This is a genomic window from Synechococcus sp. N32 (assembly GCF_900473895.1).
GTDB lineage: Bacteria > Cyanobacteriota > Cyanobacteriia > PCC-6307 > Cyanobiaceae > Parasynechococcus.
This window is the reverse complement of the sequence record NZ_UCND01000008.1, coordinates 135,642-161,895: the sequence shown is the minus strand read 5'-3', so window position 1 is coordinate 161,895 and position 26,254 is coordinate 135,642. Positions and strand designations below refer to the sequence as shown.

29 protein-coding genes are annotated in these 26,254 nt (G+C 59.6%); 12 read left to right on the top strand and 17 right to left on the bottom strand.

Going from position 1 to position 26,254, the window contains the following annotated elements:
• Nucleotides 1-12: 12 nt before the first annotated feature.
• Genes DXY35_RS03125 through DXY35_RS03110 form a run of 4 tightly spaced genes read right to left on the bottom strand, consistent with a single transcriptional unit; the run spans nucleotide 13 to nucleotide 4,571 of the window.
• Nucleotides 13-1,698 (bottom strand): NAD+ synthase, encoded by a 1,686-nt coding sequence (locus DXY35_RS03125; protein ID WP_115080992.1) that lies wholly within the window; start codon nucleotides 1,696-1,698, stop codon nucleotides 13-15.
• Nucleotides 1,698-2,279: a nicotinate-nucleotide adenylyltransferase gene (locus tag DXY35_RS03120; RefSeq protein WP_115080990.1), complete on the bottom strand. Its 582-nt coding sequence runs from the start codon at nucleotides 2,277-2,279 to the stop codon at nucleotides 1,698-1,700. Before DXY35_RS03120 ends, DXY35_RS03125 begins: the two co-directional genes overlap by 1 nt.
• 1 nt (nucleotide 2,280) lies before the next feature.
• Nucleotides 2,281-3,576, bottom strand: a complete 1,296-nt coding sequence (locus DXY35_RS03115; RefSeq protein WP_115081084.1) for a GTP-binding protein — start codon at nucleotides 3,574-3,576, stop codon at nucleotides 2,281-2,283.
• The gene (locus DXY35_RS03110; RefSeq protein WP_114989496.1) at nucleotides 3,573-4,571 is read right to left on the bottom strand and encodes a CNNM domain-containing protein; all 999 of its coding nucleotides are present in this window, start codon (nucleotides 4,569-4,571) and stop codon (nucleotides 3,573-3,575) included. The genes DXY35_RS03115 and DXY35_RS03110 overlap by 4 nt, the downstream gene beginning before the upstream one ends.
• Before the next feature lie 87 nt (nucleotides 4,572-4,658).
• Between DXY35_RS03110 and DXY35_RS03105 the strand changes: the two genes are divergently transcribed.
• Nucleotides 4,659-5,984 carry an aminopeptidase P N-terminal domain-containing protein gene (locus DXY35_RS03105; RefSeq protein WP_115080989.1) on the top strand — a complete coding sequence of 442 codons (1,326 nt, stop codon included), beginning with the start codon at nucleotides 4,659-4,661 and terminating at the stop codon, nucleotides 5,982-5,984.
• 41 nt (nucleotides 5,985-6,025) lie between these two features.
• Here the strand turns inward: DXY35_RS03105 and DXY35_RS03100 are convergent, their stop codons facing one another.
• A complete protein-coding gene (locus DXY35_RS03100; RefSeq protein WP_244272890.1) occupies nucleotides 6,026-6,748 on the bottom strand; it encodes an HAD-IA family hydrolase in 723 nt (240 codons plus the stop codon).
• Nucleotides 6,749-6,850: 102 nt separating this feature from the next.
• Here DXY35_RS03100 and DXY35_RS03095 point away from each other — a divergent pair, with 102 nt between their 5' ends.
• Nucleotides 6,851-7,366, top strand: coding sequence for a 30S ribosomal protein PSRP-3 (locus DXY35_RS03095; RefSeq protein WP_114989493.1), 516 nt, complete (start codon nucleotides 6,851-6,853; stop codon nucleotides 7,364-7,366).
• Between the two features lie 171 nt (nucleotides 7,367-7,537).
• Here the strand turns inward: DXY35_RS03095 and atpC are convergent, their stop codons facing one another.
• Together atpC and atpD are read right to left on the bottom strand one after the other, a co-directional pair.
• Nucleotides 7,538-7,948, bottom strand: coding sequence for an ATP synthase F1 subunit epsilon (atpC, locus tag DXY35_RS03090; protein ID WP_115080985.1), 411 nt, complete (start codon nucleotides 7,946-7,948; stop codon nucleotides 7,538-7,540).
• Nucleotides 7,949-8,022: 74 nt separating this feature from the next.
• The gene (atpD, locus tag DXY35_RS03085; RefSeq protein ID WP_115010090.1) at nucleotides 8,023-9,486 is read right to left on the bottom strand and encodes a F0F1 ATP synthase subunit beta; all 1,464 of its coding nucleotides are present in this window, start codon (nucleotides 9,484-9,486) and stop codon (nucleotides 8,023-8,025) included.
• A gap of 223 nt (nucleotides 9,487-9,709) precedes the next feature.
• On the opposite strand from atpD, the gene groES reads away from it, so the two are divergent.
• The 3 genes from groES to DXY35_RS03070 all read left to right on the top strand — a co-directional run bounded on the left by groES (nucleotide 9,710) and on the right by DXY35_RS03070 (nucleotide 12,305).
• Complete coding sequence (groES, locus tag DXY35_RS03080; protein WP_006850452.1) at nucleotides 9,710-10,021, top strand: co-chaperone GroES; 312 nt, start codon at nucleotides 9,710-9,712, stop codon at nucleotides 10,019-10,021.
• A 77-nt stretch (nucleotides 10,022-10,098) separates the two neighbouring features.
• Nucleotides 10,099-11,733, top strand: coding sequence for a chaperonin GroEL (gene groL / locus DXY35_RS03075; protein ID WP_006851861.1), 1,635 nt, complete (start codon nucleotides 10,099-10,101; stop codon nucleotides 11,731-11,733).
• A gap of 323 nt (nucleotides 11,734-12,056) precedes the next feature.
• The gene (locus tag DXY35_RS03070) at nucleotides 12,057-12,305 is read left to right on the top strand and encodes a hypothetical protein (protein WP_244272888.1); all 249 of its coding nucleotides are present in this window, start codon (nucleotides 12,057-12,059) and stop codon (nucleotides 12,303-12,305) included.
• A 14-nt stretch (nucleotides 12,306-12,319) separates the two neighbouring features.
• On the opposite strand, the gene DXY35_RS12345 is transcribed toward DXY35_RS03070, so the two are convergent.
• Entirely contained in the window at nucleotides 12,320-13,333 is a 1,014-nt protein-coding gene (locus tag DXY35_RS12345) for a hypothetical protein (RefSeq protein ID WP_137006697.1), read from the bottom strand.
• 14 nt (nucleotides 13,334-13,347) lie between these two features.
• On the bottom strand, nucleotides 13,348-14,427 hold the full coding sequence (locus DXY35_RS12340) for a hypothetical protein (protein WP_137006696.1): 1,080 nt from the start codon (nucleotides 14,425-14,427) through the stop codon (nucleotides 13,348-13,350).
• Between the two features lie 396 nt (nucleotides 14,428-14,823).
• On the opposite strand from DXY35_RS12340, the gene DXY35_RS03050 reads away from it, so the two are divergent.
• Nucleotides 14,824-15,843: a hypothetical protein gene (locus DXY35_RS03050; RefSeq protein ID WP_137006695.1), complete on the top strand. Its 1,020-nt coding sequence runs from the start codon at nucleotides 14,824-14,826 to the stop codon at nucleotides 15,841-15,843.
• Here DXY35_RS03050 and DXY35_RS03045 read toward each other — a convergent pair.
• Nucleotides 15,824-16,984, bottom strand: a complete 1,161-nt coding sequence (locus DXY35_RS03045; protein ID WP_115080975.1) for a hypothetical protein — start codon at nucleotides 16,982-16,984, stop codon at nucleotides 15,824-15,826. The genes DXY35_RS03050 and DXY35_RS03045 overlap by 20 nt on opposite strands.
• A 153-nt stretch (nucleotides 16,985-17,137) precedes the next feature.
• Between DXY35_RS03045 and DXY35_RS12335 the strand changes: the two genes are divergently transcribed.
• The gene (locus DXY35_RS12335) at nucleotides 17,138-18,250 is read left to right on the top strand and encodes a hypothetical protein (RefSeq protein ID WP_137006694.1); all 1,113 of its coding nucleotides are present in this window, start codon (nucleotides 17,138-17,140) and stop codon (nucleotides 18,248-18,250) included.
• Here DXY35_RS12335 and secG read toward each other — a convergent pair.
• Both secG and gpmI read right to left on the bottom strand, forming a co-directional pair.
• Nucleotides 18,247-18,477, bottom strand: coding sequence for a preprotein translocase subunit SecG (secG, locus tag DXY35_RS03035; RefSeq protein WP_006849683.1), 231 nt, complete (start codon nucleotides 18,475-18,477; stop codon nucleotides 18,247-18,249). The genes DXY35_RS12335 and secG overlap by 4 nt on opposite strands.
• Nucleotides 18,477-20,114, bottom strand: a complete 1,638-nt coding sequence (gene gpmI, locus DXY35_RS03030; protein WP_115080971.1) for a 2,3-bisphosphoglycerate-independent phosphoglycerate mutase — start codon at nucleotides 20,112-20,114, stop codon at nucleotides 18,477-18,479. The genes secG and gpmI overlap by 1 nt, the downstream gene beginning before the upstream one ends.
• A 107-nt stretch (nucleotides 20,115-20,221) precedes the next feature.
• On the opposite strand from gpmI, the gene pyrR reads away from it, so the two are divergent.
• Nucleotides 20,222-20,773, top strand: coding sequence for a bifunctional pyr operon transcriptional regulator/uracil phosphoribosyltransferase PyrR (gene pyrR, locus DXY35_RS03025; RefSeq protein WP_115081083.1), 552 nt, complete (start codon nucleotides 20,222-20,224; stop codon nucleotides 20,771-20,773).
• Here pyrR and DXY35_RS03020 read toward each other — a convergent pair.
• From DXY35_RS03020 to DXY35_RS03010, 3 genes are all read right to left on the bottom strand, one after another.
• Nucleotides 20,757-20,978: a ferredoxin-thioredoxin reductase variable chain gene (locus DXY35_RS03020; protein WP_115080970.1), complete on the bottom strand. Its 222-nt coding sequence runs from the start codon at nucleotides 20,976-20,978 to the stop codon at nucleotides 20,757-20,759. The genes pyrR and DXY35_RS03020 overlap by 17 nt on opposite strands.
• Nucleotides 20,979-21,008: 30 nt before the next feature.
• A complete protein-coding gene (locus DXY35_RS03015) occupies nucleotides 21,009-21,854 on the bottom strand; it encodes a hypothetical protein (protein WP_115080968.1) in 846 nt (281 codons plus the stop codon).
• 101 nt (nucleotides 21,855-21,955) lie between these two features.
• The gene (locus tag DXY35_RS03010) at nucleotides 21,956-23,530 is read right to left on the bottom strand and encodes an Hsp70 family protein (RefSeq protein ID WP_115080966.1); all 1,575 of its coding nucleotides are present in this window, start codon (nucleotides 23,528-23,530) and stop codon (nucleotides 21,956-21,958) included.
• A 62-nt stretch (nucleotides 23,531-23,592) separates the two neighbouring features.
• Here DXY35_RS03010 and DXY35_RS03005 point away from each other — a divergent pair, with 62 nt between their 5' ends.
• The 4 genes from DXY35_RS03005 to DXY35_RS02990 all read left to right on the top strand — a co-directional run bounded on the left by DXY35_RS03005 (nucleotide 23,593) and on the right by DXY35_RS02990 (nucleotide 25,088).
• A complete protein-coding gene (locus DXY35_RS03005; RefSeq protein ID WP_006851813.1) occupies nucleotides 23,593-23,877 on the top strand; it encodes a hypothetical protein in 285 nt (94 codons plus the stop codon).
• A 42-nt stretch (nucleotides 23,878-23,919) separates the two neighbouring features.
• Nucleotides 23,920-24,147, top strand: coding sequence for a DNA-directed RNA polymerase subunit omega (locus DXY35_RS03000; protein ID WP_025362489.1), 228 nt, complete (start codon nucleotides 23,920-23,922; stop codon nucleotides 24,145-24,147).
• A gap of 10 nt (nucleotides 24,148-24,157) precedes the next feature.
• Entirely contained in the window at nucleotides 24,158-24,529 is a 372-nt protein-coding gene (locus DXY35_RS02995) for a DUF1818 family protein (RefSeq protein WP_115080964.1), read from the top strand.
• A 313-nt stretch (nucleotides 24,530-24,842) separates the two neighbouring features.
• A complete protein-coding gene (locus DXY35_RS02990; RefSeq protein ID WP_006851681.1) occupies nucleotides 24,843-25,088 on the top strand; it encodes a DUF2811 domain-containing protein in 246 nt (81 codons plus the stop codon).
• On the opposite strand, the gene DXY35_RS02985 is transcribed toward DXY35_RS02990, so the two are convergent.
• Both DXY35_RS02985 and DXY35_RS02980 read right to left on the bottom strand, forming a co-directional pair.
• Nucleotides 25,040-25,768, bottom strand: a complete 729-nt coding sequence (locus DXY35_RS02985; protein WP_186541049.1) for a hypothetical protein — start codon at nucleotides 25,766-25,768, stop codon at nucleotides 25,040-25,042. The genes DXY35_RS02990 and DXY35_RS02985 overlap by 49 nt on opposite strands.
• The gene (locus DXY35_RS02980) at nucleotides 25,752-26,198 is read right to left on the bottom strand and encodes an EVE domain-containing protein (RefSeq protein ID WP_115081082.1); all 447 of its coding nucleotides are present in this window, start codon (nucleotides 26,196-26,198) and stop codon (nucleotides 25,752-25,754) included. Before DXY35_RS02980 ends, DXY35_RS02985 begins: the two co-directional genes overlap by 17 nt.
• Between the last annotated feature and the right edge of the window lie 56 nt (nucleotides 26,199-26,254).

Below are 26,254 nucleotides of genomic sequence, written 5' to 3'. Positions count from 1 at the left end.
GGTGGGATGGCTTTAGGCCGCTGCAATGGGCAACCGCCAGCCGCTGCCGAAGGCCTGGGGGCTCACCTTGAGCAACGGTGCCGCCTGGCGTCGCTTGAACTCGGCCCGTTTCAGTAGCCGTTCCACCCGCTCCACCAGGGCGGGATCATGGCCGGCCGCCACCAGGGTTGGTCCAGACTGGCGCTCCTGGATCAGGGCTTTGAGCAGGGCATCCAGAGCGTCGTAGTCGGGCAGGGAGTCGCTGTCTTTCTGGTTGGGCCTTAGCTCGGCGCTCGGGGGTTTGCGTCGAATCGCCTCCCCCACCAGCTCCCCGTGGGTCGGGAGTCCCAGCGCCTGGCGGCAGCCCCGGGCTGCGTCGCTGTCGAGCCAGTCGCACAGGGCAAACACGCTGGTTTTGTAGAGATCGCCAATCACCGCAAGCCCGCCGTTCATGTCGCCATAGAGGGTGCAGTACCCCACGGCCAGCTCGGATTTGTTGCCGGTGGTGAGCAGCAGTTGGCCCTGCTGGTTGGCCACGGCCATCAGCAGGGTGCCGCGAATGCGTGATTGCAAATTTTCCGCCGTCACGCCCTGGGGCGTTGCCCCCAGCGGTGCGGTGAGGGCCTGGTCGTAGCCCTCCATCAGGCCGGCGATCGGCACTGTGTTGGTCTGCAGTCCCAACCGTTCGGCCAAGGCCAAGGCGTCGTCGATGGATCCAGCCGAGCTCCAGGGGGAGGGCATCAACAGCGCTGAGACCGCCTCGTTCCCAAGGGCTGCGCTGGCGATCACGGCCACCAGCGCTGAGTCGATGCCGCCGCTCAACCCCAGCAATGCCTTGTTGAACCCGCATTTCCGGGCGTAGTCACGCACCCCAAGCACCAGGGCGCGGAACAGCTGCTCCAGGGGATCCATTGGTTGAATCTGGCCGTGTGACTGCACAGGGGTGGGTTGACCGCTGTCCCAGACCGCTAGGTGCTCCTCACAGACGGGGAGCTCCAGCTGCACGGCGCCATCGGCTCCCACCACAAAACTGGCCCCGTCGAACACCAGCTCGTCGTTGCCCCCCACTTGATTGAGGTAGATCAGTGGGCAATTGAGGCGTTGCGCCGCCGCCGCCGCCAGCTGTTGGCGCAAGGCTGGCTTGGAGGCATCGAAGGGGGAAGCCGCCAGATTGATCACCAGATCCGGCTGTTCGGGGACCAGTTGATCGATGGGATCCGGTCCGTCCAGGCGCTCGCGCTGCAGGCCGTCATCCACCCAGAGGTCTTCGCAGATGGTGAGGCCCAGTAGCTTCCCATTGGGCAGGCTGAGCAGGCAGGGCCCATCACCGGGGCGGAAGTAGCGCCGCTCATCAAAGACGTCGTAACTGGGCAGCAGTTGTTTCTGGGCAATCGGACGCCAGCCCAGGCGATTCACCAGCACCACACCGTTGTGCAGCCGTGGACTGCGGGCATCTGATGCGGGCAGCGCAGCTCCCACCAACAGGGTGACGCTGCTGTTCAGTTGGTTCACCAGCCACTGCAGCACCGTGTTCTGTTGCTGGATGCGGCTGGGCTCGAGCAACTGGTCCCGAGGGGGATACCCCCAGAGGGAGAGTTCAGGGGTGAGCACCAGCTCAACAGCCTGCTCTTCTGCCCTGCGCACGGCCTTAAGAATCCGCTTCGCGTTGCCCTCGAAGTCGCCGACCACGGGGTTGAGTTGCGCCAGGGCGATGCGCATCAGCAGAGGCTCCCCGAAAGGCCATAAAGATTGTGCTGGAGCAACAGCGGCCACACCGCTTCAGGGATCTGAGCTTGATTCGGTTGCTGGCGCAGTTGCGAACTGGCGGTGGCGGGAACCTCCAGATCCAGCAGCTCCACCTGTCCGCCCAGATCGCGCAGGGCCTGCAGCTTCGCCTCCTCGAGGGGCCAACCCTTGCGGGGGGCGATGGCCAGGCGGCATTGCGGCAGCCAGCAATCACTCTGTTTCCAGCGGGGAATCTGGCCAGCGAGATCGCTGCCCACCACAAACACAAGGTTGCGATCAGGCCAATGCTGGGCGGCCCGTTGCAAGGTGATCAAGGTGTAAGGGCTGCTCAGATGCTGGGCCAGCTCGAGACGTTCATCCTGCAGTTGCTGCACCAGCTGGCCGAGCAGCATCGCTCGCAACTCCAGGGGTGCATCGTGCTGTTTCAGGGGATTGTCGCTGGCCCATGTCGCCACCTGGCCGTAGCGGTTCAACAGCCCCTCCAGCAGCACCTGATGGCCGCGGGTGGGTGGATCGGCGCTGGTGCCCAGCAAAGCGATGGCAGCAGCGGTCATCTCAGGGCAGCAGTGGTTGCAGATCCTGCTCCAGGGCTTTGGGCCAGCGCAACAGCCAGTGGTGCACCACGGGATCTCGTTCGGCCAGGCGGCGCAACAGCGCTCCGGGTTGTCCACCGCGCCGTCGTAGCAACTGCTGCGCCACCAGACGCCCCGTTCGGCGGCTGGCATGCACCGCCAGGGCGGCCTGGGCCAGAGCCACTGGGGCTGCAGGGGCCATGCTGGCGCCGCCGCTCACCGGCACCAGCAGCAGCAGGGCCTGCTTGAGGGCCGCCAGCCCTAGCTGTACCCCGCCCAACAAGGCGTTGTGGCTGGAGAGTCGGGTGAGCAGCAGCCGTGCCGCCGCTGGCGTCATCGGCAGGTTGTAGAGACGGCTGAGCTGTAGCACCAGGGCGGTGTCGCAGGCCATGCCTCCGGCCATGTCCAATGCCATTACAGGGTTGACGGCCACGCCGGTGGCCTTGGCGGCTGCATAACGACCGATCAGGCTCTGGGCCGTGCGGCGGTGCTGTTGCAGCCGCAGTGCTTGGCAGGCCCTCTGGAAGCGGTCGGCCTGGCGCAGCGACTGAATCGCCAACAGCAGGGTGCCTTCGTTCTCCAGCTGCCGGCAGAGCTGCTTCTGCAGATCCTGCACCTGCGGCGTCGTGATCGTGCTGCGCACCCGCCCATCGGCCTGGATCTGGGGGATGCGGGGCGCTGCCGCTGCCGCGGTGATCGGCAGATCCACCGGCAGCCGGGCGCGGATGCTGCGCAGCAGTTCGGCGCGTTCCTGCTCTGGCCAGCGGTCGCTCCGGTTCAGCACCAGCTGCAGGGGCTTGCCGCTCTCCAACAGCGTTTGTAAGGCTTCCAGGTCGGCCCGGGTCAGGTCGCTGTCCACCACCAGCAGCACCAGATCAGCCCCCATGGCCACGCGGGAGGCCAAGCGAGCCCGCCCGGCGGCATCGATTTCATCAATGCCGGGGGTGTCCACCAGTTCCACCCTGGTCAGCCCGGCAATCTCCACGGGCCAGTCCACCGCCTGCTGATGGCGGGTGCTGCCGTGGGCGACATCCGTTGCCAGCAGTGGCTGGCGGATCAAGGCATTGATCAGGCTGGATTTGCCGACCCCCACCCGACCAAACAGAGCAATGCGCAGGCGTCGTTGCTGCAGCCGTTGCAGCTGACGATCCAGCAGCCGCAATTCACCCCCCAGCAGTCCCTGGTCCCGTGGGCTCAGCTGAAGCTGACTGCGCCAGTGCTCCAGCAGCAGCTGGCAGCGCTCAACGGTATGGGGCGGCGTGGATTGCATCCCGCTCATGCTGCCGGCTTGCGCCACCAGCCGGCCAGCACGGCCAGCACCGATTCGGCACCGATCACGCCGACAAAGCCACCGAATTCATCCACCACCACGCGCACACCACCGCTGTCGCGCCGGAAGCCCGTCAGCAGCCGATCAGCCCGGATCATCTCGGGCACGTATTCCACGGGTTCGCAGAGGTCAACGGGTGTGAGCAGGCCGCGGTTCTCCAATAGAGCGGTGAGCACCCGCTCGCGGCTGGCCACGCCAAGCACCTTGTCCACTTGATCGCCCAGCACCACCCACCAGGGGTCGTTCGTGCTCATCAGCTTGGCCCGCTGGGCTTCGATGCTGAGGCTCCCATCCAGGGTGGGCGCCGCCACCCGCGGCGTCATCAGGTCGCGGGCGGTGAGGTCGTTGAGCTGAAACACCTTGCCGATCATCGCGGCTTCATCGGCTTCGATCTCTCCCTTCTGGGAGCCCAGGCGAGCCAGCAGACGGATCTCCTCTTCATTGGTGCTGAGTTCCGCTTCGGCGGTGATGGCCGGCAGCATCCGTTCCAGCAGCAGCACCAGCGGCCTGAGCACCAGGCCGAGCCAATGCAACAGGGGTGCGCTGGCCAGGGCCACCGGCAGGGCCAGACGGCTTCCGAGGGCTTTGGGCAGGATTTCCCCCAGCAGGATCACCAGGACAGTCAGACCCACCGAGAACACTGGCAGGGCCACACCGCTGATGTTGCGCTGCTCGAACACCCAGGCGGCATAACCGCCCAGCATCAGGCTGCCGAAAATGTTGAAGCCGTTGTTGGCGATCACCAGAGCCGACAGGGTGCGCCCCAGCCGTTGACGCAACTGCGCCAGCCGCCGGGCCCCGGCCACGGGACGTTCCCGAGCCGCCAGCTCGTGCACCCGGATTGGACTCACGGTCAGCAGCGCGGCTTCCACTCCGGAACAGAGGGCCGAACCCAGCAGCACCACCAAAACCAGCAGCAACAGCACCAGAAGATCGGAGCTCATTGCCGTCTGAAACTCCTTGCATCGTAGAGGCCCTGGCCAGTTCGGCCTTGCCAACTGCCATCCTGTTCCCCTGAACGCTCTGCTGCTGTGAACGGTTTCGACTCCGGCATCCACGCGCGTCGTCGCGCCCTGTTCATTGAGCAACTCGGCGCTGCCGCCGCAGTGATTCCAGCCGCGGCATTGGCGACCCATCACGCCGACTGCGAATGGCCCTTCCGGCAGGACAGCGATTTCTTTTATCTCACCGGTTTTGATGAACCGGATGCGGTGGCTCTGCTGCTGCCGCATCGACCGGAAGGGGAGCGCTACGTGCTGTTTGTGCAGCCCAAGGACCCCGCGGCTGAGGTGTGGACCGGCTTCCGCTGGGGCACCGAAGGCGCGGTGGAGCGCTATGGGGCGGACCTGGCCCATCCGCTGGATCAGTTGAGCGAAAAACTGCCCGAGTACCTCGCCGGTGCCGAAGCCATCGCCTTCCGGGTGGGCCACCATGCATCGGTGGAATCGATGGTGCTTTCGGCCTGGGGGCGGCAACTGGACACCTATGCCCGCACGGGGACGGCGGCCCTGGGCCTGGTGGCACCAACACCGATCCTGCATCGCCTGCGGCTGCGCAAGGAGCCCCATGAGTTGGGGCGTTTGCGGGAGGCCTGCCGCATCTCCTCAGAAGCCCACGAGCTGGCCCGATCGATCACCCGCCCGGGCATGAACGAAGCCGAGGTGCAGGCGGCGATGGAGGCCCACTTCCGCAGCAACGGGGCCCGCGGTCCGGCCTACGGATCCATCGTCGCTGGCGGTGATAACGCCTGCGTGCTGCACTACACCGCCAACACGGCCCCGCTGCAGGACGGTGACCTGCTGCTGATCGATGCCGGTTGTTCGCTGGAGGATTACTACAACGGCGACATCACCCGTACCTTCCCGGTGAATGGCCGCTTCACGGCGGAACAGCGGGAGCTCTACAGCCTGGTGCTGGAGGCTCAGGAAGCTGCGGTTGCCGTTGTGGCTCCAGGTGGCACGGCGGAGGCGGTGCACGACACCGCCCTGCGAATTCTGGTGGAGGGCCTGGTGGACCTGGGCCTGCTGATCGGGGATGTGGACGGCATCATCGAGCGAGGCGACTACCGCCACCTGTACATGCACCGCACCGGCCATTGGCTGGGTCTGGATGTGCATGACGTGGGGGCTTACAGGCTCGGTGAGCAACCTGCGCCGCTGGAGCCAGGCATGGTGCTCACCGTTGAGCCCGGTCTTTACGTCAGCGATCGCCTCAGCGTGCCGGAAGGACAGCCAGAGATTGACGATCGCTGGAAAGGCATCGGCATCCGCATCGAAGACGACGTTGCCGTCACCGAGACCGGCCATGAGGTGCTCACTGCCGGCGCCCTCAAGAGCGTTGCTGCGATGGAGCGCTGATCGCCTCGATCAGCGGGGAGTTTCGCGGACCGCAGTTGCCCTTATCCCGCAGCTCCTTCCCAGTGCAAGACCGCTTCAGTGGTCGTCAGCACTTGATCGGCGCCCGCTTCCCGCAGCCGTTGCTCATAGATGTCGCGCGCCGCAGCCTGCTCTGGGGTTTGCAGGTGAGGCGGTGCCACCGCCAGGCTTACGAATGGTTGTTCCGGCCAGCGTTCCCGGGCCTGGATCACGGTGTTCACATCGGCCACGGTGTCGCCTAGATAGGCCACCTGAACTCCCTCGGCACTGGCCCCCAGTGCTTTGGCCAGGCGGATCAAGCCTGTGGGGTCCGGTTTGTCGGGGGCATCTCCCATCGCGATCAGGGGCGGGTCCTGGAGCCCCAGGCGCTGCTGAAGCACGAAGCGGGCTGAGGGTGGTTCCGCTCCACTCACAAATCCCCAGCGCAACTTGCGCTTCGACAGCGTGGCGAAAAAGCTGGCGTCTACCAGAAGAGGCTCATCACCGATGAAGCCCGTCCATTGGCTGGGGTCTCCGTCCGGATCTCCGCCGAAGTAGAAGCCGCTGAACACATCGATCAGCGCGGCGCGATCCGGCAGCTCAGCACCATGGCGCCGCAGCAGTTCAAGGCTGGCGTCCCAGTCGTTGTTCCAGGCTCCCTCAGCCTTCAATGCATCGATGACATCAGCGCTGGGCTGCCAACCGCTGTAGTGCTGCACAGTGCATTGAAGGGCCCGTCGATAGCTGCCCGCGACATCGCGGATCACACCATCGATGTCGAACAGCAGGATGGTTGGGGATCCCAGAACGTCTCATGTGGAGCGGCTGGTAGGTTAGTTGTTTGTATTTCTGTCTTGAGCGCTGACACCATGACGGTCACCGAAGGCGCTGCCCCTACCGACCAGGAGGTCGCGACTCCGTCCGCCGACGCGGCTGAAGGCGCCACCCAGGCAGCTGAAACCACTGAAAAGCCTGCAGCCAGCGAAGCTGAAGGCCGTCCTGTGCTGAAGGGCGCCGCCGCGGCTCTGGCCACGGCCACCATCGATGCTGATGGTGTTCCTTCCGGTTACACCCCCAAGGCCGATGAGGGCCGCTTCCTGCTGAAGATCCTCTGGCTTCCCGACAACGTGGCCCTTGCGGTTGATCAGATCGTTGGCGGTGGCCCCAGCCCCCTCACCTCCTACTTCTTCTGGCCCCGTGAGGATGCCTGGGAAAGCCTCAAGACCGAGCTGGAAGGCAAGAGCTGGATCACCGACAACGAGCGGGTTGAAGTGCTCAACCAGGCCACTGAGGTGATCAACTACTGGCAGGAAGAGGGCAAAGGCAAGAGCCTCGACGAGGCCAAGGCCAAGTTCCCCGACGTCACCTTCTGCGGTACCGCCTGATTCCGCTTTTCAATTTGATCATGCAAACCTGCCTTCGGGCAGGTTTTTTTTTATGCATTCCCGTGGCTTGGCTGGTGTTGGGATGACGAACAGACAAACCACACCACGAAAAAGGCCAGGGGCGGTAACCCCTGGCCTTTTGCGACGTCATCCTTGAAACAGGGGGATGAATCAGTCGGCGGTTTTGCTGGCCTGAAGGCGAGCGCGGGCTTCATTCAGGTGTTGCTGCGCCTTGAGTTTTTCCGGCGAAGCAGGTTGGCCTTCCATGCCAGCCACCACGGTGGAGGCCTTCTGGAAAGCGGCTTCGGCGGCAGCGGCATCGATGGAGCTGCCCAGTTCGGCCTTGTTCACCAGAACGGTGACTTCATCAGCATCCACTTCGGCAAAACCACCCATCAGAGCGATGGAGTTCCAGGCACCATTGGCACGCACCCGCAGCACACCGATGTCGATGGCGGTGAGCAGGGAGATGTGGCCGGGCAGGATGCCGAGTTGACCGGTGGTACTGGGCAGGATCACCTCGTCGGCGCTGCCATCAAAGACGTTCTGGTCTGTTGCCAGCACGCGGAGGGTGAGGGACATGAACCTTGGTTCGAAAAAAGAACGGACTGTCGAGAAACACGTGATCGGGGGTGTGAATCACACCCCCGCAGGGATCACTTGGTTTCGGCGGCGATCTTCTCGGCCTTGGCTTTCACTTCCTCGATGTTGCCCACCAGGTAGAAGGCGGCTTCGGGGAGGCTGTCCAGCTCACCGGAAAGGATCTGGTTGAAACCAGCGATGGTCTCCTCCAGCTTCACGTACTTGCCGGGCATGCCGGTAAAGATTTCAGCCACGAAGAAAGGCTGGGAGAGGAACTTCTCCACCTTGCGGGCACGATCCACGGTGCGACGGTCGTCTTCCGACAGTTCGTCGAGACCCAGAATCGCGATGATGTCCTGCAGTTCCTTGTAGCGCTGCAGGGTGGACTGCACGGCGCGGGCGGTGCGGTAGTGCTCGTCACCCACCACAGCTGGCTGGAGCATGGTGCTGGTGGAATCCAGAGGATCCACAGCGGGGTAGATGCCCTTGGAAGCCAGGGCACGGTTCAGCACCGTGGTGGCGTCGAGGTGGGCAAAGGTGGTGGCCGGTGCGGGGTCGGTCAGGTCGTCAGCAGGCACGTAAACGGCCTGGATCGAGGTGATCGAACCTTCAACGGTGGAAGCAACACGCTCCTGCAGCGCACCCACGTCGGTGCCGAGGGTGGGCTGGTAACCCACAGCAGAAGGCATGCGACCCAGCAGTGCAGACACCTCGGAGCCGGCCTGCACGAAGCGGAAGATGTTGTCCACGAACAGCAGCACGTCCTGCTTGTTCACGTCGCGGAAGTGCTCAGCCATGGTCAGAGCGGAGAGGCCCACGCGCATCCGGGCGCCGGGGGGCTCGTTCATCTGGCCGTAGCAGAGGGCCACCTTCGACTTGGACAGGTCGTCGGCGTTGATCACGCCGGATTCCTTGAACTCCTCGTATAGGTCGTTGCCCTCACGGGTGCGCTCACCCACACCACCGAACACAGACACACCGCCGTGCTCCTTGGCGATGTTGTTGATCAGCTCCTGAATCAGCACGGTCTTGCCCACGCCGGCGCCGCCGAACAGGCCGACCTTGCCGCCCTGGCGATAGGGAGCCAGGAGGTCGATCACCTTGATGCCGGTCTCGAACACCTTGGGCTTGGTCTCAAGCTCGGTGATGTTGGGGGCATCCCGGTGGATGGGAGCGGTGGCCGTGGTGTTGACGGGGCCCTGCTCGTCGACGGGCTCGCCCAGCACGTTGAAGATGCGGCCGAGGGTGCCTTCACCAACGGGCACGGAAATCGGTGCACCGGTGTCAACGGCTTCCATGCCGCGCACCAAACCGTCGGTGCCACTCATGGCAACGGCACGAACCCGGTGATCACCCAGAAGCTGTTGAACCTCAGCGGTCAGGGCGACGTCGTCACCTGCGGGGTTTTTACCCTCGATGCGCAGGGCGTTGTAGATCTTGGGCAGTTTCCCGGCGGGAAATTCAACGTCCAGAACCGGGCCGATCACCTGACGGATCACACCCTTGGTGCCAGCAGATGCAGGAGCAGAAGCGACCATAGGAAGGAGAGTTGCGGGAACAGGCGCTGCGCGCTCGGACCCATTCAGAGCGGCGCAACCATACCACCGCTGTGGTTGCACCCCCTCCGGTTCGGTCACCCGCACAGCTTGGGGTATGGCCCGGGGGGTGGTCGCTTGCATACGTTGGCACTCATCGGCATCGAGTGCCAACTCGCGTCGATGCGTGGCGCATTGCGCCCTGTCCCTGCTCCTGCAAGTACCCATGGCTGCTGTTTCTCTCAGCGTCTCGACCGTTAAACCCCTCGGCGACCGCGTGTTCGTCAAGGTCTCTGAATCCGAAGAGAAGACTGCCGGCGGCATCCTTCTGCCTGACACCGCCAAAGAAAAGCCCCAGGTGGGTGAAGTGGTTCAGGTGGGCCCCGGCAAGCGCAACGACGACGGCAGCCGTCAGGCTCCCGAAGTTGGTGTGGGCGACAAGGTCCTCTACAGCAAGTACGCCGGCACCGACATCAAGCTCGGCAGCGATGAATACGTGCTGCTGTCCGAGAAGGACATCCTGGCTGTCGTCAACTGAGATCAGCCCCGCTGCATTGCGGCTTGAGTCTCAACTCAGCCTCCCTTAACCATCCCCTTCATTAGGAACCGCCTTCCATGGCAAAGCGCATCATCTACAACGAGAACGCCCGTCGCGCTCTCGAAAAAGGCATCGACATCCTCTGCGAAGCCGTTGCCGTGACCCTGGGTCCCAAGGGCCGCAACGTGGTGCTCGAGAAGAAGTTCGGTGCACCCCAGATCATCAATGACGGCGTCACCATCGCCAAGGAGATCGAGCTCGAAGACCACATCGAGAACACCGGTGTTGCTCTGATCCGTCAGGCTGCTTCCAAAACCAACGACGCTGCCGGTGACGGCACCACCACCGCCACCGTTCTGGCCCACGCCATGGTCAAGGCGGGTCTGCGCAACGTGGCTGCCGGTGCCAACGCCATCACCCTGAAGAAGGGCATCGACAAAGCTTCCGATTTCCTGGTCAGCAAGATCAAGGAAATGGCCAAGCCCATCGCTGACAGCAATGCCATCGCTCAGGTCGGCACCATCTCCGCTGGCAACGATGAAGAAGTCGGCAAGATGATTGCCGATGCCATGGACAAGGTCGGCAAGGAAGGTGTGATTTCCCTCGAAGAGGGCAAGTCCATGGAGACCGAACTCGAGGTCACCGAGGGCATGCGCTTCGATAAGGGCTACATCTCCCCTTATTTCGCCACCGACACCGAGCGGATGGAAGCCGTCCTCGACGAGCCTTACATCCTTCTCACCGACAAGAAGATCGGTCTGGTGCAGGATCTGGTGCCCGTGCTGGAGCAAATCGCCCGCACCGGCAAGCCTCTGCTGATCATTGCTGAGGACATCGAGAAGGAAGCCCTGGCCACTCTGGTGGTGAATCGTCTGCGCGGTGTGCTGAACGTGGCCGCTGTGAAGGCTCCTGGTTTTGGTGATCGCCGCAAGGCCATGTTGGAAGACATGGCTGTGCTGACCAACGGTCAGCTGATCACCGAAGATGCCGGTCTCAAGCTGGAGAACGCCAAGCTCGAGATGCTGGGCACCGCCCGTCGCATCACCATCAACAAGGACACCACCACCATCGTTGCCGAGGGCAACGAGGCGGCTGTCGGCGCCCGCTGCGAACAGATCAAGAAGCAGATGGACGAGACCGACTCCACCTACGACAAGGAGAAGCTGCAGGAACGCCTGGCCAAGCTGGCCGGTGGCGTGGCTGTGGTGAAGGTGGGTGCAGCCACCGAAACCGAGATGAAGGACAAGAAACTCCGTCTCGAGGACGCCATCAACGCCACCAAGGCGGCTGTTGAGGAAGGCATCGTTCCTGGCGGTGGCACCACCCTGGCTCACCTGGCTCCGGCTCTGGAGCAGTGGGCAGCCTCCAGCCTGTCCGGCGAGGAACTGATCGGCGCCAACATCGTGGCTGCTGCTCTTACCGCTCCACTGATGCGCATCGCTGAAAACGCAGGTGCCAACGGCGCTGTTGTGGCTGAGAACGTCAAGGCTCGCGCTGGTGCCGAAGGCTTCAACGCTGCCTCCGGCGAGTACGTCGACATGTTGGCTGCCGGCATCGTCGATCCCGCCAAGGTGACCCGCTCCGGTCTGCAAAATGCCGCATCCATCGCTGGCATGGTGCTTACCACCGAGTGCATCGTGGCTGATCTGCCTGAGAAGAAGGAAGCAGCTCCTGCCGGCGGCGGCATGGGCGGCGGCGACTTCGACTACTGATCGACCTTCGGGTGGTCGGGAGACCGCCCGAACACCCCAACTCAAGTCATGCCAAGAGGTCCTGCGGGGCCTCTTTTTTATGTTCGGATGCTGTCTTGTAGGAACTAGTTTTTACAAGACATGTGGTGTCTGGGGGCCGGCGTTGGCTGCCGGCCATGAAGGATGTGAGGTGCGGAGAGGTGCCGGCTAACGTCTTGCTGTGTATCGATATGTCGGGACGAATGCCCCAGCGCCCCGGAGCTTTCGCCGCCCAGTTCGCTCCAGAGACGCTGCAGCGTTTCAGGGCCCTTTGCCGACAGCAAGACAAGGCCTACTCCAAGGTGTTGGAGCGCCTGGCGCTGCTTTATATCGAAACCAACGGTGCCATTTTGGCCGATCGCTCTGCCCCAAGTGCTGCCCCAGGTGTTCAGAAGCGGCAGGTGCAGGTGGAAACTTTGCAGAACAAGCTGCTGGAAGACCTGCTGAAGCGGGTTGAAATCCTTGAAAAGAAGGAAACAAAAACGTTGTACGAGCTTGATCGGGTTTACAAGGAAATTGCTTTTCTGAAATCAGGCTTGCAAAGCCCTGGCTGATTCTGATTCACCAGTTATCCCTTGATGGCAAACTCATATAGCTTTTGGCTGAGTTGAGAGAGAAGTTGGTTGGTTTCCTCTGCTGAAAATTCAGATGAAAAGGTGATCTTTTCTTCGACGAATGATTTGCCAAGCTTGCGTTTCATCTCACGCTTCACCTGATTGAAATTGCTTTCAATCTGATCAAACTCCTTCTCAGTGAGTAAAAACTTGGGCTGCTCCGCTTGCAGCAAGATCATTTTGAACAGACTCCTCAGCCTGCCTTGATCGGCATGGGGGTGTTGCTGGTTGAGGAAGTTTTTGAGCCGTGTGCTCACGTTGCTCTTTGATTCGTTTGCATTGATCAGTTGGTACTGATCGGCCTGCTTGATCTGAAGCACCTGCTGCAGAAGGAAGAGAACGGGGCCCCCCGGATGATTCGTTGCCGTCTTGAAAGGAATGTAGTTCATCTTCTCCCCGAAGATGCGATCGAGTGTGCTGATCGACTTGGAGACACTGGGGATTTTGAATGCTTGGTTGGATGCAATGCTTTGGCCTGGGATCAGTCCGATCAGGGGATGGTATTTCCCATTTTTGATCGTTTGCTGCAATGCAGAGGTGATGAATGCGTAGGGCGAACGCACCAAGGCAAAGGGTTCAATCAGGAAATCATGCTGTTCGACCATTATTTTCAATCTGATCAAAGATTGTTCAGGCATGGTCGACATTCCTTCACCACTGATCAAGATGTCGTGGTCTTGATCCAGCAGCTGCGTAAAGCGTTGGCAGTGGTTTTGAACGGTTTGTTGTTTTTGATCCTTGGCTGGGTTGGTGTGATCACTGCTGTCCCACAGATTCTGCGCTTTTTCGTCAAATATATCTCTGATTTGACCTGAGTGATTCGCAGAAAACTTCTGCTTTTTTCCTCGGAACTTAGGAAGATAAATTCCATCCTGTTCGAGAAGTTTGCGGTTCTGTTGAAGGGTGAGCTGAAAAGATGTAGTGGCTGTTTTGTGAAAGCCTAGGTGTAAATAACAGATTTTTTTCATGGACATTCTTGGTTTTAGTAGTGGTTGTAGTCACGCCCTTCAGTCACGATTGGCTGTTTTGAGCGTGATTTCTTAGGAGATTGAGTTGCGAGAAGCGCAGTGCATCGTGCGAGGGCTTCCATGATATCCTCCGTGTCTTTAATTGGATCAGAAAATTGTACCGACTCTTCCGAAAACGAAGGTCCAAGCATCGTATTCATGTCTTTTTTTAATTGGTTGTAATGATTTTCGATGAGCTTGAACTCTTCTTTTGTAAGCAGGAAGCGGCCGCTTTTCAGGCTTTCAAGGCCTTGTCTCATCAATCTGCGTGTTGATTTGCTGTAATCGTTTTTGTTTGAATTTATTTTTAATTGTTTGTTGAAGAGGTTGATCGTACGTGCTTGTCGATTGTTTAGAGACTGATTGCTGTCAAAGCTTGATTCCTGACGTAATGAAGACCAGGATATGGGCAGGCCGAGTTCTTCCAAGCAGAAGGCGACTGGACCCTGGGGATGACTGATTGCTTTTGAAAAGGGTTGAAAGTTAATCGAAGAGCCAAAGACCTCTTGAAGAATCTTGATTGCTTCGGAACGGTTTGGAATTCTTTGAATTCCTCTACCCTTGGTCTTGTGGGGTCCGTTGATGCCCACAAGTGGATGATAGCGACCTGATTTGAGTGTTTCTTGAATCGCTGAGCAGGCAAACGAGTATGGAGATCGCACTAAGGCTAATGCTTTCACGCTGTAGCCAAAAGTATCAAGATCATCTAGGAAGCGGATATATTGCTCTTTTGGCCAGCACGATAACGCTTCTCCACTGAGAAGAAGATTTCCATCCTGACGCAATGCTTTTAGGAAGCTTTTCTGGTTGAAACTGCGATTTTTAGTGCGCTCATTCGAGCTCGCCTCTGTCTTCAATTCTTTCACTTTCCCTTGTTTGTAGATTTGGGAAATGGGGCCTGAATGATTCCATTGATTTCCTTTCTCTTTGGGATAGGCAAATTTGGGATATAATATGCCTGCTTCCCTAAAGAGGTCGCGATTTCCTCCGCATATTTGCTGTAAAGATGTGGTTGCTGTCTTATGGAATCCGACATGGAAATAGCAGATTTTCATCTTATTTGTCAAGTATTAATCAAGTCTATCAGAATTATCAAGGTTGATTCGTCGTGCTTTTAATCAATCATGCACTGACTGATTCTGGGTTGATCGTGGAGTTCGGGGGGGGCGACCAAACGCCTGATATTTTCCCCATGACTGCTATCACCGAGAATGATCGTGGTTCCTAGTTGCGCAGCTCCAAGAACGCGATGCTTCCCACTGAGGGACCGTCGTGGGGCACGTTATGTTTGCTTTCATTCTTTCACCAAGGACTATCGCGTTGGATCTGTTTCTGTTCTGAGGCTTGTTCTGGAGTTGCTCTTGTTTTTGCTGAGGCACTTTGGTTCCTTGATTGACTGTAGTCCACCTGTGATGGATCGTCTAAAATAATCCGTCGATGTCCTTGCAGGCATGAAAACGTGTTTTCTTCATCTGGGCCTGCACAAAACAGCATCCTCTTCTTTTCAGCAGACCTGCGCCTGGAATCGCAAGACGCTTGGCAAGCAAGGTTTTCATTATCCGCTGTTTGCGTGCGAGTACTCGCGGCCAAAGCGTTTAAAAATTAATAATCATTCGGTTCCCTTGCGGTGTCTATATGATCAAAATCCGAAGAATTACCACATCAACAAACGCTGGAAGATTAATCGCTTGGATGAGGCTATTCGTGATTACGACGCTCAGCTGACGGAGGCTCTATCGCGTGACGCATCAATCATCCTGAGTGGAGAGGGCTTGTCACTTCTGAGTGGCCAAGCCTTGTCGCAACTCGTGGAGAGGATTCGTGCCGAGGGATTTGTGATCTGTCCCTTGGCTTTGGTTCGCTCACCGCTGGACTACGCCCATTCCATTGCCCAGCAATTGATTCGCGGTGGTCAGCATCTGGAGTTGGTGGGGTGTGGCCCTTTGCTCGTGCCCCAGCCTATGAAGCGCTTGACCATTCCGGATGGCCAGCGTGAGCTTGCGATGTTGAGATCTGTCTTTGGTGAGGATCTGCAGCTGGTGCCATTTCGACGGGCCTGTGCCCATTCCCATGGGCCTGTCGGATACCTGCTGGAGGAGTTCTGTAGTGTTTCCAATCTCGAGTTGATCAAGTTTCAAAATAGCCAGGAATCCAAGAGCAATGGGTGGGTTCGCGTCCAGAATCTGATTAACAGGCGCTGGCCCATCTTTGATCCACAGAAACAGCTCAATCCTGATCATTTCCGCCTTCAGGACGACTTGGCATCGACCGGTAAATTCAGACTAACGAGGACCGAAGTTGACCTGCTTAAGGATCAATTGGCCCAATCCAATCAGGCCATGGTTGATTTGCTCTCGGAGGAGTTTGTCTTGGCCGATGATTCAGTCTCGGACGAGCTGACGGTGGCCGAGGTTTCTCAAATCATCACCGATCTTGCCCGGTCGACTTTGTCTAGCTCTGCTGCTTCTTGATCTGAGCCCGTTCCAAAAGTTGCCCCAGCCGTTGGCCTTGGGGCCGATTGATTTTGGCGATCTCGAGCAGTTCAACCTCAACATGGGCTGGGGTATCGTCCGCCTGGCTTGTTTTGATCAGCGTATCGACGGTTTCGTTGCACAGCCGTTGTGTTGGATCGTCGCGCAGCGCCTCCAAGAGCGTTTGACTGATCAGCTGGATCGACTGTTCCTCTTCTTGCCTGATTTTCTCAAGTTGCTTGGCAGGATTGTTGGTTTGACGATCTTGCTTCAGTGTTTGCTGTACTGTCAACGGCTCTTCTTCACTCAGGTGGCTGTTGATGATTTGGAGGTAGGAATCATTTTTTTCGTAGAGTTTTTTAAGGCTTTGCGGTGAAATCCGGCTGCGCTGTGTTTCTGTGTTGGGTAGGTTCTTCGCTAGGGCGTCCGATAGTCGTGCGCTGATCCAAGGGAACTGGTCGTAGTAAAGGGCATTTATCATCATCAGCATCTGGAGTTCTTTCTGGCTCAGGCTGCGATTGATCACGAGGTCACCCATCGTCTGATTTGGATACAAGTCGCTGCAGCCCATGGCTTCAAAGACCCGTTTTGAGATGGTTTTTTTGTGTGCTGAATAATTGATTAACGTAACCGGGATGTTGTGCTGCGATAGTTCTGTTAGAACCTCGGCTGCCTTTTTGTGGTGTGAGGAGATGAAATTACGACGTCTAAGAAATTGCTCAAAAGGTTTGCTTTCTCCATGTCTCTTGACGCGCTGCTGGTACTCCGACGACAACATCTCTTCCAGCTCGCGTACGGCAAGAATCACATGAATCTCAACAGCTTCATTCCATTGTTCTTTTTGGTTGACAAAATCCGTGAGGTGCCAGAAGAGCGATTCAGAGCTTAAAACGATGGTATGTCCAGCAGTATTGGAAGCGGCAAGCTGGAGACATTGTTCGTTCAGGCTGGTGGTTGGATTGTGCTTCCAATTCCCGGATGTGATTTCGAAGCTTGCAGCGCGATGTCTCTCGTTGGGATCAATTGGATACCGAATTCCATTCTTCAGAAGTTCATCTGCGGAAATGGCCAGTGCTGATTGAATGGCAGATGTCCCTGTTTTGCCGTGGCCTGCATGCAAGACGATTCTTGTTTTCGCCACCGCTATCTCACTTTTTATTCAATATTAGCATTTTGATTTCTGTTGCGCTCTGTCTGTCTGGTGCGTCCAGGATTGCCGCTTCATCTTTCGCGTTGCCCAGTTGTGGCCTGTTGTCATAGTCTGGTGTGATCTGTGATGCATTGAGGTTGCTGGATGTCGCGGACCTTGGTCATCCATGTGGGTGCACAAAAGTGTGCTTCCTCGTCTCTGCAGGCATCGTTGCGGCTTGTGCATCAAGCTCTGAAGGGTCGTTTCGGGTTTTGTTTTCTAAATCCAGCGCAATTGCGTGCGGCTGATCTTGCCATTGGCAAGCGGGGGGATGGCGCCTTTGGCTACATCGATCAAGTGCTCTCCCGTCAGACGGCCGACCAGGTTGTGATCAGTCATGAAATGTTGGGCAATCGTCCTGCCCTGGTGAGTGCGATCGCAGAACGTGCGCTTGCTGTATTCGTATTTGATCGTATTGTGATCAGCGGATACACGAGATTGCAGTCAAGCTATCATGTTTCTGCATTTGCGCAGTGGTATTTTAGGGACCGCAAAAGGTTGCTTTCAGACATTAAAGTATTTCGTGGCTTGGGTTTGCCTTGGCGCAAGTTTACAGCGCAGGAGCGAAGTTTGTTCGCGCTTTCTTTGTCTGGCAATGATCGAAATTGGTGCGCAAACTATCGACGATTCTTGGCTGGCGTGAAGCACCTATCTGGGCGTGTGAACGTTGTGAGCTGCCATATTCCAACGCGTCAGTTGCCTTATTCTCTATTGCAGCATTTTGTGGAGTCGACCGGCCTCAACCTGGAGCTCGAGGATCTTGCATCCATGGATGTTCGCAAGAATCAATCCTTCCATCCTGTCGTGATTCATGGTGTTTCCAGTTTTTCCAGTGAACTTCCCGCCAACCGTCAGTCCTTTTTCCCTGGCCCCCACGAAGGCAACCGTTGGCTGTTCCGTGTTTGTGATCGACTGTCTCAACAGCCAGATGTGATGAATGGGTTTGAGGGATTGTTTTCAGCTGCTTTTGAACGCTGCCTGCTCAATCACCTCGACAGCAGAACAGCTGCAGACAACAGTGACTACTGCGAACTGATGTCCGTCGATCAGCGTTACTTTCAGCCCTTGCCCGAGGCGGTCTTGAAAACTGACGATGAGCTCAAAGACTTGGCCTCTCAGGTGGCCAAGGATCGCCAGTTGAAGGCGATTGAAGTGTTCAATCGCGAGGTTGAAAATGCCTGTTTGAGCGCTGCCCGCCAGGAGATTGTCAGCAGTTAATTCAACCAGCCAGCACTCAGGATCACTGCCAGAGACAGGAAAAGTGCCAGGCATGTCCATGTCAGACGGTTCAACGTTGCTTCTGCGCTGCTGGCGCTGCTGAACATGGAGCTGCCGCTTGCCGCCAAGCCACCCATGCCATCACCTTTGGGGCTATGCAGCAGCACCAAGACGATCAACAGAAGGCCGGTGCCGATCCAGCTCCAGGACAAAATTGAGGTGAGCATCAAACGGAAAGAGGAAGGCGAGCGGTCTTGGGTGTGGTGTCCATGTTGGACATGGGTGCAATCAGGCTTTGGCCAGTCATGGCCGCCGGTTGCGGAAGGTCAAGAATTTGCAGCAACGTCGGTGCGATATCGGCCAGCCCTCCGTTATCGCGAAGTGTGATGGCGTTGCCATGACCAGGCAGTTTGCGCCGTTCTCCTTCGATCAGGATCGCAGGCACAGGATTGGTGGTGTGGGCCGTCCAGGCTTGGCCATCCGGACCCTGCATCAACTCGGCATTGCCGTGATCAGCCGTGATCAGCATGGTTCCGCCCTGGCGTCCCACCGCATCCAACAACCGGCCAATGCAGGCATCCACGGTTTGGATGGCTTCCTTGGCGGCATCCATCACACCGGTGTGCCCCACCATGTCGGGGTTGGCGTAGTTGATCACGATCAACGAATAGTTCGCCTTTTCAATGGCTGAAATACAGCTGTCGGTGAGTTGCTCGGCCGACATTGCAGGTGAAAGGTCGTAGGTGGCGACCCTCGGCGATGGCACCAAGTGACGGTCTTCTCCCGCCAGCGGCTGTTCGATGCCACCGTTCATGAAGTACGTGACATGGGGATACTTCTCCGTTTCGGCAGTGCGGTACTGCTTCAGCCCGGCGTCTGCCACCACTTGCCCCAACAGTTGGTCGAGCGGCTCGGGGGGGAAAGCCACTTGAACGGGAAGGTTTTGTTCAACCTGGGTGAAGGTGACCACATCCAACTCCGGAGTGTGGCTGCGCTCGAAGCCCTCGAAATCTGGAAGGCAGAGCGCTTGCACGATCTGGCGAGCGCGATCGGGTCGGAAGTTGAACACCAGAACGCTGTCACCGTCTTTGATGACGCTGTTCTGAAGTCGTACCGGTTCGAGGAATTCATCGGTGATGTCCTCGGCATAACTGTCCGCCAACACCTGCTCTGCCGTCCGGCTGTCGACGGCGATGTTGGGATCGGTGTAGAGGTTGTAAGCCTTTTCGATCCGCTCCCAGCGCTGGTCCCGGTCCATGGCCCAGTACCGACCACAGAGGCTGGCGAGTTGTCCGACTCCGCTTCGGCTCAGGGCCTCTTCCACCTGGCTGATGTATCTCGGTGCGCTCTGAGTGGGTGTGTCGCGACCATCGGTGATGGCATGCACGGCGACATCGGAGATGCCGCTGTCCGCTGCCCACTGGATCAGTCCACAGAGATGGTCCACATGGCTGTGGACGCCCCCATCGGAGCAGAGGCCAAGCAGGTGCAAGGTGCCGCCCTGCTTTTGGGTGCGTTCCGCCAGTTCCTTGAGTGCTTGCGTGTCGCCCAGTTGGTTGCTGCTCACCGTGTCGCTGATGCGCACCAACTCCTGGCGAATGATGCGGCCGGCTCCGATGGTGAGGTGGCCCACCTCAGAGTTACCCATCTGTTGATCGGGGAGGCCAACATGGGAGCCACTGGCCTCAATCAAGGTGTGTGGATAGGCATGCCACAGGGCATCCATCACAGGAGTGCCGCCTTGCTGAATCGCGTTGTGCTCGCTTGCGTTTCTGTAACCCCAGCCATCAAGAATGGCGAGAACGACCGGTGCCACTGTCCCGGAGCGTCCTGAACCGTTGGTAGTGCTTTTCCCCACGTTCACCCGCGACCGACGGTTCTTAAGGACTCTTGCAGAATCAACTTAACGCCACGCCAGCCCTCAAGCTGCAGTTTCAGCCAATTCCCACACCCCGCAGCGCTCAATCCTCCATGGCCGACCCTGAACGGATCGAAATTCTCTCGGAGCGTGAGCTTGGTCTAACGCTGTTGCGTTTGGCGTCGCAGGTGTTGGAGAGTGCCGAAGACAGCCGTCGATTGATGCTGTTGGGGATCCCCACCCGCGGCGTTCAGTTGTCCAGGGTTTTGGCGCGGGAATTGGAGCGGTTAACAGGCCACGCCATCTCCCAGGGGGCCATTGATCCCACGTTCCATCGCGATGATCTTGAGCGCATCGGCACCCGTCTGCCCCAGCTCACGACTCTGCCCACCAGCATTGAGGACCGCCAGGTGATTCTGGTGGACGATGTGATCTTCACGGGGCGGACGGTGCGTGCCGCCCTGGAGGCCATGCAGAGCTGGGGGCGCCCGCAGCGGGTGATGTTGCTGGCCATGGTGGATCGAGGCCATCGGGAGCTTCCGATTCAGCCTGATTTCTGTGGCCGCGTGGTGCCGACCAGACGTAGCGAAACCATCGAGCTCCGCCTCAGGGATGTCGATGGTGAGGAAGGAGTGTTCCTGAGCCGACTCAGCCGGCAGGCTTGAGTTCGTCGGCGCGGAAATGGGCCTTGTAGCGGCCGAAGGCAACGATCACGGGAAGCGTTGGGCTGATCACCCGACCCTTCCAATCATTGAGAACACTCGCCACCTCTCCGGTCTGACCTTTCATGTCAAAGGCCTGGCCCCGGTGTTCGGGATGGTTGAACACAACGACGGATGCCTCCACCGTCACCCTGTCGCCCGCCTGCATTGCACCTGAGTCGTCCACCGGCTCATCTTGTCACGGGCTCGGGGACGAGCGTCGACAGAAACTTTCCGGTCCGTCCTCTTCGACGCGACCGCCAAGGTCGCTGCAGCCCATCGAAAAGGCCGTCCAGGGGTCCAGACCTTGGAGCAACTGATCCTCAACGGCGGCATCCAGCCGGTCACCGCTGATCACGTCGGCATGCATCGCTGGGTGCTGTTGGTGTTGCTGGGCCTCGTCGAGGGCCTGAATAGCACTCTCCACCTCTTGACGGGTGGCACTTGCCTGCTGCTGCCACCAGGGATGGTCGAGTTTGTTGAGGCTGTCCAAGGCCTCCCACCAGCGTTCTTTCTCCACCAGTTGAACCAGCCGACGCTGTTCCAATTGGTTGCGGTTCCAGATCTCCATCAGCGTTGCACTGAGTTGGCTGATGGAGCTGCGCGCGCTGCCTTTCAGGGGATCCAGCAACTCGAGTGCCTGCTGCAGGTCTCCCTCACGAAACAGAGCAATCGCCTGATCCGTCAGGGCCTGGTGCCAGCGTTGGAGGGTCTTGCGATGAAGGGCAAGGTCGCCATGGCCCGAGGCGACCAGTTGCTGCTGCAGCGTGAGGGCAGCGATCCGATCGCCTTGGCCCCAGAGATGCTCGGCGTGCTTCTGGCGGCAGAGGGCCTGCTCTTCCGGTGCCCCCTCCCCCAACCAGCGCAGGGATGCCAGTTGTTCAGTGGTGCGGATGCAGGCCTCGTAGTCGTTGGCATCGAGGGCGCTCTGCAGCCGCTTCGGCAGTTGTTGTTCCCACCAATAGGCACCTGTCGCAATCGCCAGCACCAGTCCCAGGGTTCCAACACCCCAGAGCCGCAGCAGCAGTTGACGCGGTGCCGCCACGAAGGGTGGAGCTGAACATTGGTTCTGTTCTATGGAGTGTCGGCTCGCGTTCCAAGGGCCTGTGGACGGACGTCCTATCGGACGGTCTTTATGGGTCGGTCTTATCGGACAGCCCCCAGCGTTGGCTGGGACCACGTCCGACCTGAACGCAGATCGTTGATCTCCAGCTGAAGCTGCGCTTCTTGATCAATGCTCCAGCGCAGCCGCAGGCAGTCTTCGCCCTGCTCTCCGACGGGATCCAGAGGCAGCACCAGCTCGATGCCGGGCCAAGGCTGATGGGAGACCTCCCCGGCGGTCTGCTCCTGCAGGGTCGGCAAACCATCAATGAAGACCACGCTGTGGCTCCCCTGGGGGATGGGCTCCCCCAGCACCAGCTCCAAGCTGCGTTGACCGGTCCGGCTGGCGGCCAGCACTAGCTCCAGGGGGGCGGGGCTCGGCCAGGGTTGACCGGCCACGAAGAGGGGGTGCCAGCGGTGGCTGTTGCTGCGCTGATCCCAGAAACGCAGGGAAACACCGTGTTGCAGCACATCCCGAATGGCAACCCCTGGCGTGAGTTGAAGCGCACCCAGGGCCACGGCCTCCACCGGTGGCGGGGTGAGCAAGGGCGCTGGCGCCGTGTGCTCGGAGAGCCACTGGCGCAGGAGGGGCAGCTGGGCACCGCCGCCGACGGCCACCACGCCCTCCAGATCTTCAAGGCTGCAGTTGTTGCGGCGACCGCCGGCGAGACAGGTCTCCAGCAATTGTTCGAGGGCGTCTCCGAAGCCGCGCTCCAGCAGAAGCGCGTTGAGTTCGCTGCGCGACAGGCGGAGCACATGCTCCCGCTCATCCACCGCCAACTCCATCAGGGGCTCGCGTTCGGCCAAGGCGGTGTCGCTCAGCCGGCATTTGAGCCGTTCGGCAGCATTGAGCAGGGGGGTGCTGGCGGGTTGACCCGGGCAACAGCGGTCCACAATCCAGCGATCGATGTCACGGCCCCCGAGGCGCAGCCCCGCTTTGCCCAGAACCTTTGCTGTGCGCAGCATCTGGCGGCTGCTGTCCCCGAGGCTGCGCCCCCCCAGCCGCAGCAGTTGGGCGATCGGTGCGGCACGACCTTCCCCTCCTTCCAGAGCCACCAGGGCCAGATCCAGGGTGCTTCCGCCCAGGTCCACCACCAGCAGAGTGGAACCAGCGGGAAGCCCTGCACCCATGGCGGCTGCCGTGGGTTCATCCACCAGGGCGATCTCGGCCACCGGCAGCGTGGTGCAGGCCTCCAGCAACCAACTGCGATAGGCCCGATAGCACTCCACTGGGGCGGTCAGCACCAGCCGCTCCACTGGGAGATCGCTGGGGAGCCGGCTCCAGATCTGTTGAAGCAGCTGTTCTCCTGCCCAGCGGGCTGCGTCCTGTTCTGGGGAATCCGCTTGACCGATGTGGCCCTTGAAGTCGCGATGCAGACGGCTGTCAACGGAGTCATTGAGGCCTGACTCGAGCACCTGCCGGCCAATCAGGGGGCGTTGGGATGCCTCCCACACCAGGCTGGGAATTTCACCAGCCCGGCTGCAGATGGCCGGCAGGTTCAGCAGATCGGCTGTTGTGGATGTCGCTCCCTGATAGGCCACCACCGTGGTGGTGCTGCCCAAATCGATGGCGAGTGTTCCGCCCCGTTGGTCTGAATGCTGAAGCTTTTCTTCGCCCACGCGATCTCTGACCGTGCTCAGGGCACGGTGAAGTCAGGATGAGACTAGGGGGACTGGCGGCGATGGATCGATTGCAACAGCTGATCTTCTCCTTCTACCGGGAAGATCCTGAACTGCAGGACAGGCTGGAGCCGCTGCGGAGCTGTCGCATGCGTCGCAGCTGGGGCAGCATCCGCATCGAGTGCATCGATGATGCGCATCTCGAGGAATTGAGTGGTTTGGTCGCTGATCTGCGCTTGCCCCTGGCGGCTTTGGGGATGGGGCGCCAGATCGTGTTGCGGGTTCCAGGCTCCCGTCAGCGGGCTTACCCCATGCACGTGCCCTTTCACACCGATCAGCTGGCCTGAGACGGTCACCAATTAATCTGAACTTGTTTGATCAAGAAGCCTGTGCTTTCGGCCGGAGTGGATTCCAAAGATCTCGCCAAGCGTGGCGAAAGCTTGATTCGTCAATCAAGTAACCGCTATCTGACGACGGTGCGGATCGCCTTCCGGGCCAAGCAGCGCCGCTTCGACGACTTTGACGGTCTGCTGGAGGAGTCCAGCGTCAAGCCGGTGCAACGGGCCATCGTGGAATTGAGCGACGAGCAAGACCAGCCCGATCTGCTGCCTGGTTGATCCATCGGCTGTGATTCAGCAGGAGGGGGACGGATGGCGGGTGTCGCACGACCCCTCCCGCGGCGAGTACTGCGTTCTTGTGGGGGGAGAACGCTGGGCGTTTGAGTTGACCGAGCCGGAGTGGCGGGATCTGGTGGATCTCGTGGCAACCCTGGAGCAGCAGCACAGGGGCCTGGTTGACCAACTGATGCCCGAGGAATCGATCGAGCTGGAGCTGGATCGTGGCGTGTGGTGGGGATGCTTGAGCGGTGATCGCAGCCAATGGGAGTTGCGCATCCTGCTCACCCCGTTGGAGGGACGTGCGGCGCAGGGGGAGTGGCCGGCCCCAGCGGCGGCGGCGGCCGTAGCGGCCTTGAGAACGTTGTGGGACTCGCAGCATTGATTAATCCAGCTAATCGTTTTTGAGTCATTGATTTCCCCCGCCCTTTCCCTGTCGCTCTGCACAGTTTTTCCACAGGCCATGGGCCGTTAGCGCCGCCCTGGCTAGTTTCTGTGGAAATCCCCCGTTTGTCGTTGTTTTTGCTTGACGATGGCGGCGGGCTGCGCAGTTCCGTCTAGGCCGGCGCTTCGACCAGTGCAGGAGTGGCTTTCTGGCAGGGATCTCGCTTGGAGATTCGTGAGAATGGCCCTGTGTTGGGGGTTCTTGACGGCGGCGCCGTGGTGTGGAGAACTAGTGTTCGTTTCGAAGAGAAAAGATGCCGGAAGGCCTTGAGCAAGCCGCGGCTGAGACCAGTGTTGTGAGTTTCCAATCGGAAGTGCCGCAGCCCCTCCAGCAGGCCATGACCCAGTTCATCGAAGGACATCCGAACTGGGATCAATACCGTTTGGTTCAGGCGGCGCTTGCCGGCTTCCTGGTGCAGAACGGCCAAGCATCTCGGGAGATCACCCGGGTTTACGTCGGAAATATGTTCCGCCGGGAATCGCTGATCAATGGGGTCTGAGGCCGGCAGCAGGCCATCAGCACCAGGGCGCTGAAGGGGAGGCTGAGCAGCAGCCCCAGGGTGGCCCCGATCAGCCCCAGAAGATTGAGGCCGAGCAGCATCCCCAGCAGCGCCAGCACCTTGAGTCCATTGCGGTGCACCAGCTGTCGGCTGTGGTCCATCGCCTGAAGAGCTCGGCAGCGCTCGTGCACGAGCAGGGGCAGGGCAAGGGTTTGGCTGAACAGCCAGCTCAACAGCACCACTCCCCCCAGCAGCACGCTCAGACCTGCCAAGGCCGTGCTCCAGCGTCCGAGCGCCCAGCTCAACGACTGAATCAATCCGACGCCCCCCAGCACCAGCACCAGCTCAAGCAGCACCAGGGTGAAGGCCTGGCGCAGCAACTGTCTCCAGCTCTGTTGGGGGCGGTCGTCGCGTCGGTCGGGGAGCAGGCCATCCGTCAGTTGCAGCAGGCCCAGGAGAGGCAGCAGCGGAAGCACCAGGCTGATCAACACCGAGAGGTCCCCCAGCCGATTGAGCCATGGGGATCCCGCCAGGCGCAGGTCGTGGCCGATCACCGCAGGGCCGCTGGCACTGATCAACACCAGCGCCGCCAAGCCAACACAGCGCCAGGGCCCCCGGCTGAAGCCGATCCAGGCCCTTGGCAGCAGCGTGACCAGTGGGATCTCAGTGGAGCTGGCCAAGCCGCGAAAGGAGGTCGTTGGCGGTATCGGTGGGGACCGGAAGGATCGAGAGCCTGTTGCCGCGTTTGATCACGGGCAGCTGCTCTTCGCTGTAGAGCTCCCGCAGCTGGTCGAGGCTGAGCAGGGCGTCGAATTCGCCGAGGAATCGCAGGCGTGCGCAGTCCCAGCGTGGTTTCTCGGGGCTTGATTTGGGGTCGTAGTACTTGGCCGTGGGATCAAATTGCGTGGGGTCCACCAGGCCGGTCTCCATCACTTCCATCAGCCCGATGATCCCGGGGGGCTTGCAATTGGAGTGATAAAAAAATGCTTGGTCTCCCACCTCCATGCTGCGCATGAAATTGCGGGCCTGGTAGTTGCGAATGCCGTCCCACAGCGTGGTGCCCTCGCGCCGCAGATCATCGATCCCGTAGGCGTCGGGTTCGCTTTTCATCAACCAGAAGGCCACGTCGCAAGGCTTGTTTCACACCATCATCGGACCGTTAGGCC

Coding starts and splice junctions, on each gene's coding strand:
- DXY35_RS03125 (WP_115080992.1), bottom strand. CDS start 1,698: ATGCGCATCGCCCTGGCGCAACTCAACCCCGTGGTCGGCGACTTCGAG.
- DXY35_RS03120 (WP_115080990.1), bottom strand. CDS start 2,279: ATGACCGCTGCTGCCATCGCTTTGCTGGGCACCAGCGCCGATCCACCC.
- DXY35_RS03115 (WP_115081084.1), bottom strand. CDS start 3,576: ATGAGCGGGATGCAATCCACGCCGCCCCATACCGTTGAGCGCTGCCAG.
- DXY35_RS03110 (WP_114989496.1), bottom strand. CDS start 4,571: ATGAGCTCCGATCTTCTGGTGCTGTTGCTGCTGGTTTTGGTGGTGCTG.
- DXY35_RS03095 (WP_114989493.1), top strand. CDS start 6,851: ATGACGGTCACCGAAGGCGCTGCCCCTACCGACCAGGAGGTCGCGACT.
- atpC (WP_115080985.1), bottom strand. CDS start 7,948: ATGTCCCTCACCCTCCGCGTGCTGGCAACAGACCAGAACGTCTTTGAT.
- atpD (WP_115010090.1), bottom strand. CDS start 9,486: ATGGTCGCTTCTGCTCCTGCATCTGCTGGCACCAAGGGTGTGATCCGT.
- groES (WP_006850452.1), top strand. CDS start 9,710: ATGGCTGCTGTTTCTCTCAGCGTCTCGACCGTTAAACCCCTCGGCGAC.
- groL (WP_006851861.1), top strand. CDS start 10,099: ATGGCAAAGCGCATCATCTACAACGAGAACGCCCGTCGCGCTCTCGAA.
- DXY35_RS12345 (WP_137006697.1), bottom strand. CDS start 13,333: ATGAAAAAAATCTGTTATTTACACCTAGGCTTTCACAAAACAGCCACT.
- DXY35_RS12340 (WP_137006696.1), bottom strand. CDS start 14,427: ATGAAAATCTGCTATTTCCATGTCGGATTCCATAAGACAGCAACCACA.
- DXY35_RS03050 (WP_137006695.1), top strand. CDS start 14,824: ATGAAAACGTGTTTTCTTCATCTGGGCCTGCACAAAACAGCATCCTCT.
- DXY35_RS12335 (WP_137006694.1), top strand. CDS start 17,138: ATGTCGCGGACCTTGGTCATCCATGTGGGTGCACAAAAGTGTGCTTCC.
- secG (WP_006849683.1), bottom strand. CDS start 18,477: ATGCTCACCTCAATTTTGTCCTGGAGCTGGATCGGCACCGGCCTTCTG.
- pyrR (WP_115081083.1), top strand. CDS start 20,222: ATGGCCGACCCTGAACGGATCGAAATTCTCTCGGAGCGTGAGCTTGGT.
- DXY35_RS03020 (WP_115080970.1), bottom strand. CDS start 20,978: ATGCAGGCGGGCGACAGGGTGACGGTGGAGGCATCCGTCGTTGTGTTC.
- DXY35_RS03005 (WP_006851813.1), top strand. CDS start 23,593: ATGGATCGATTGCAACAGCTGATCTTCTCCTTCTACCGGGAAGATCCT.
- DXY35_RS02990 (WP_006851681.1), top strand. CDS start 24,843: ATGCCGGAAGGCCTTGAGCAAGCCGCGGCTGAGACCAGTGTTGTGAGT.
- DXY35_RS02980 (WP_115081082.1), bottom strand. CDS start 26,198: ATGAAAAGCGAACCCGACGCCTACGGGATCGATGATCTGCGGCGCGAG.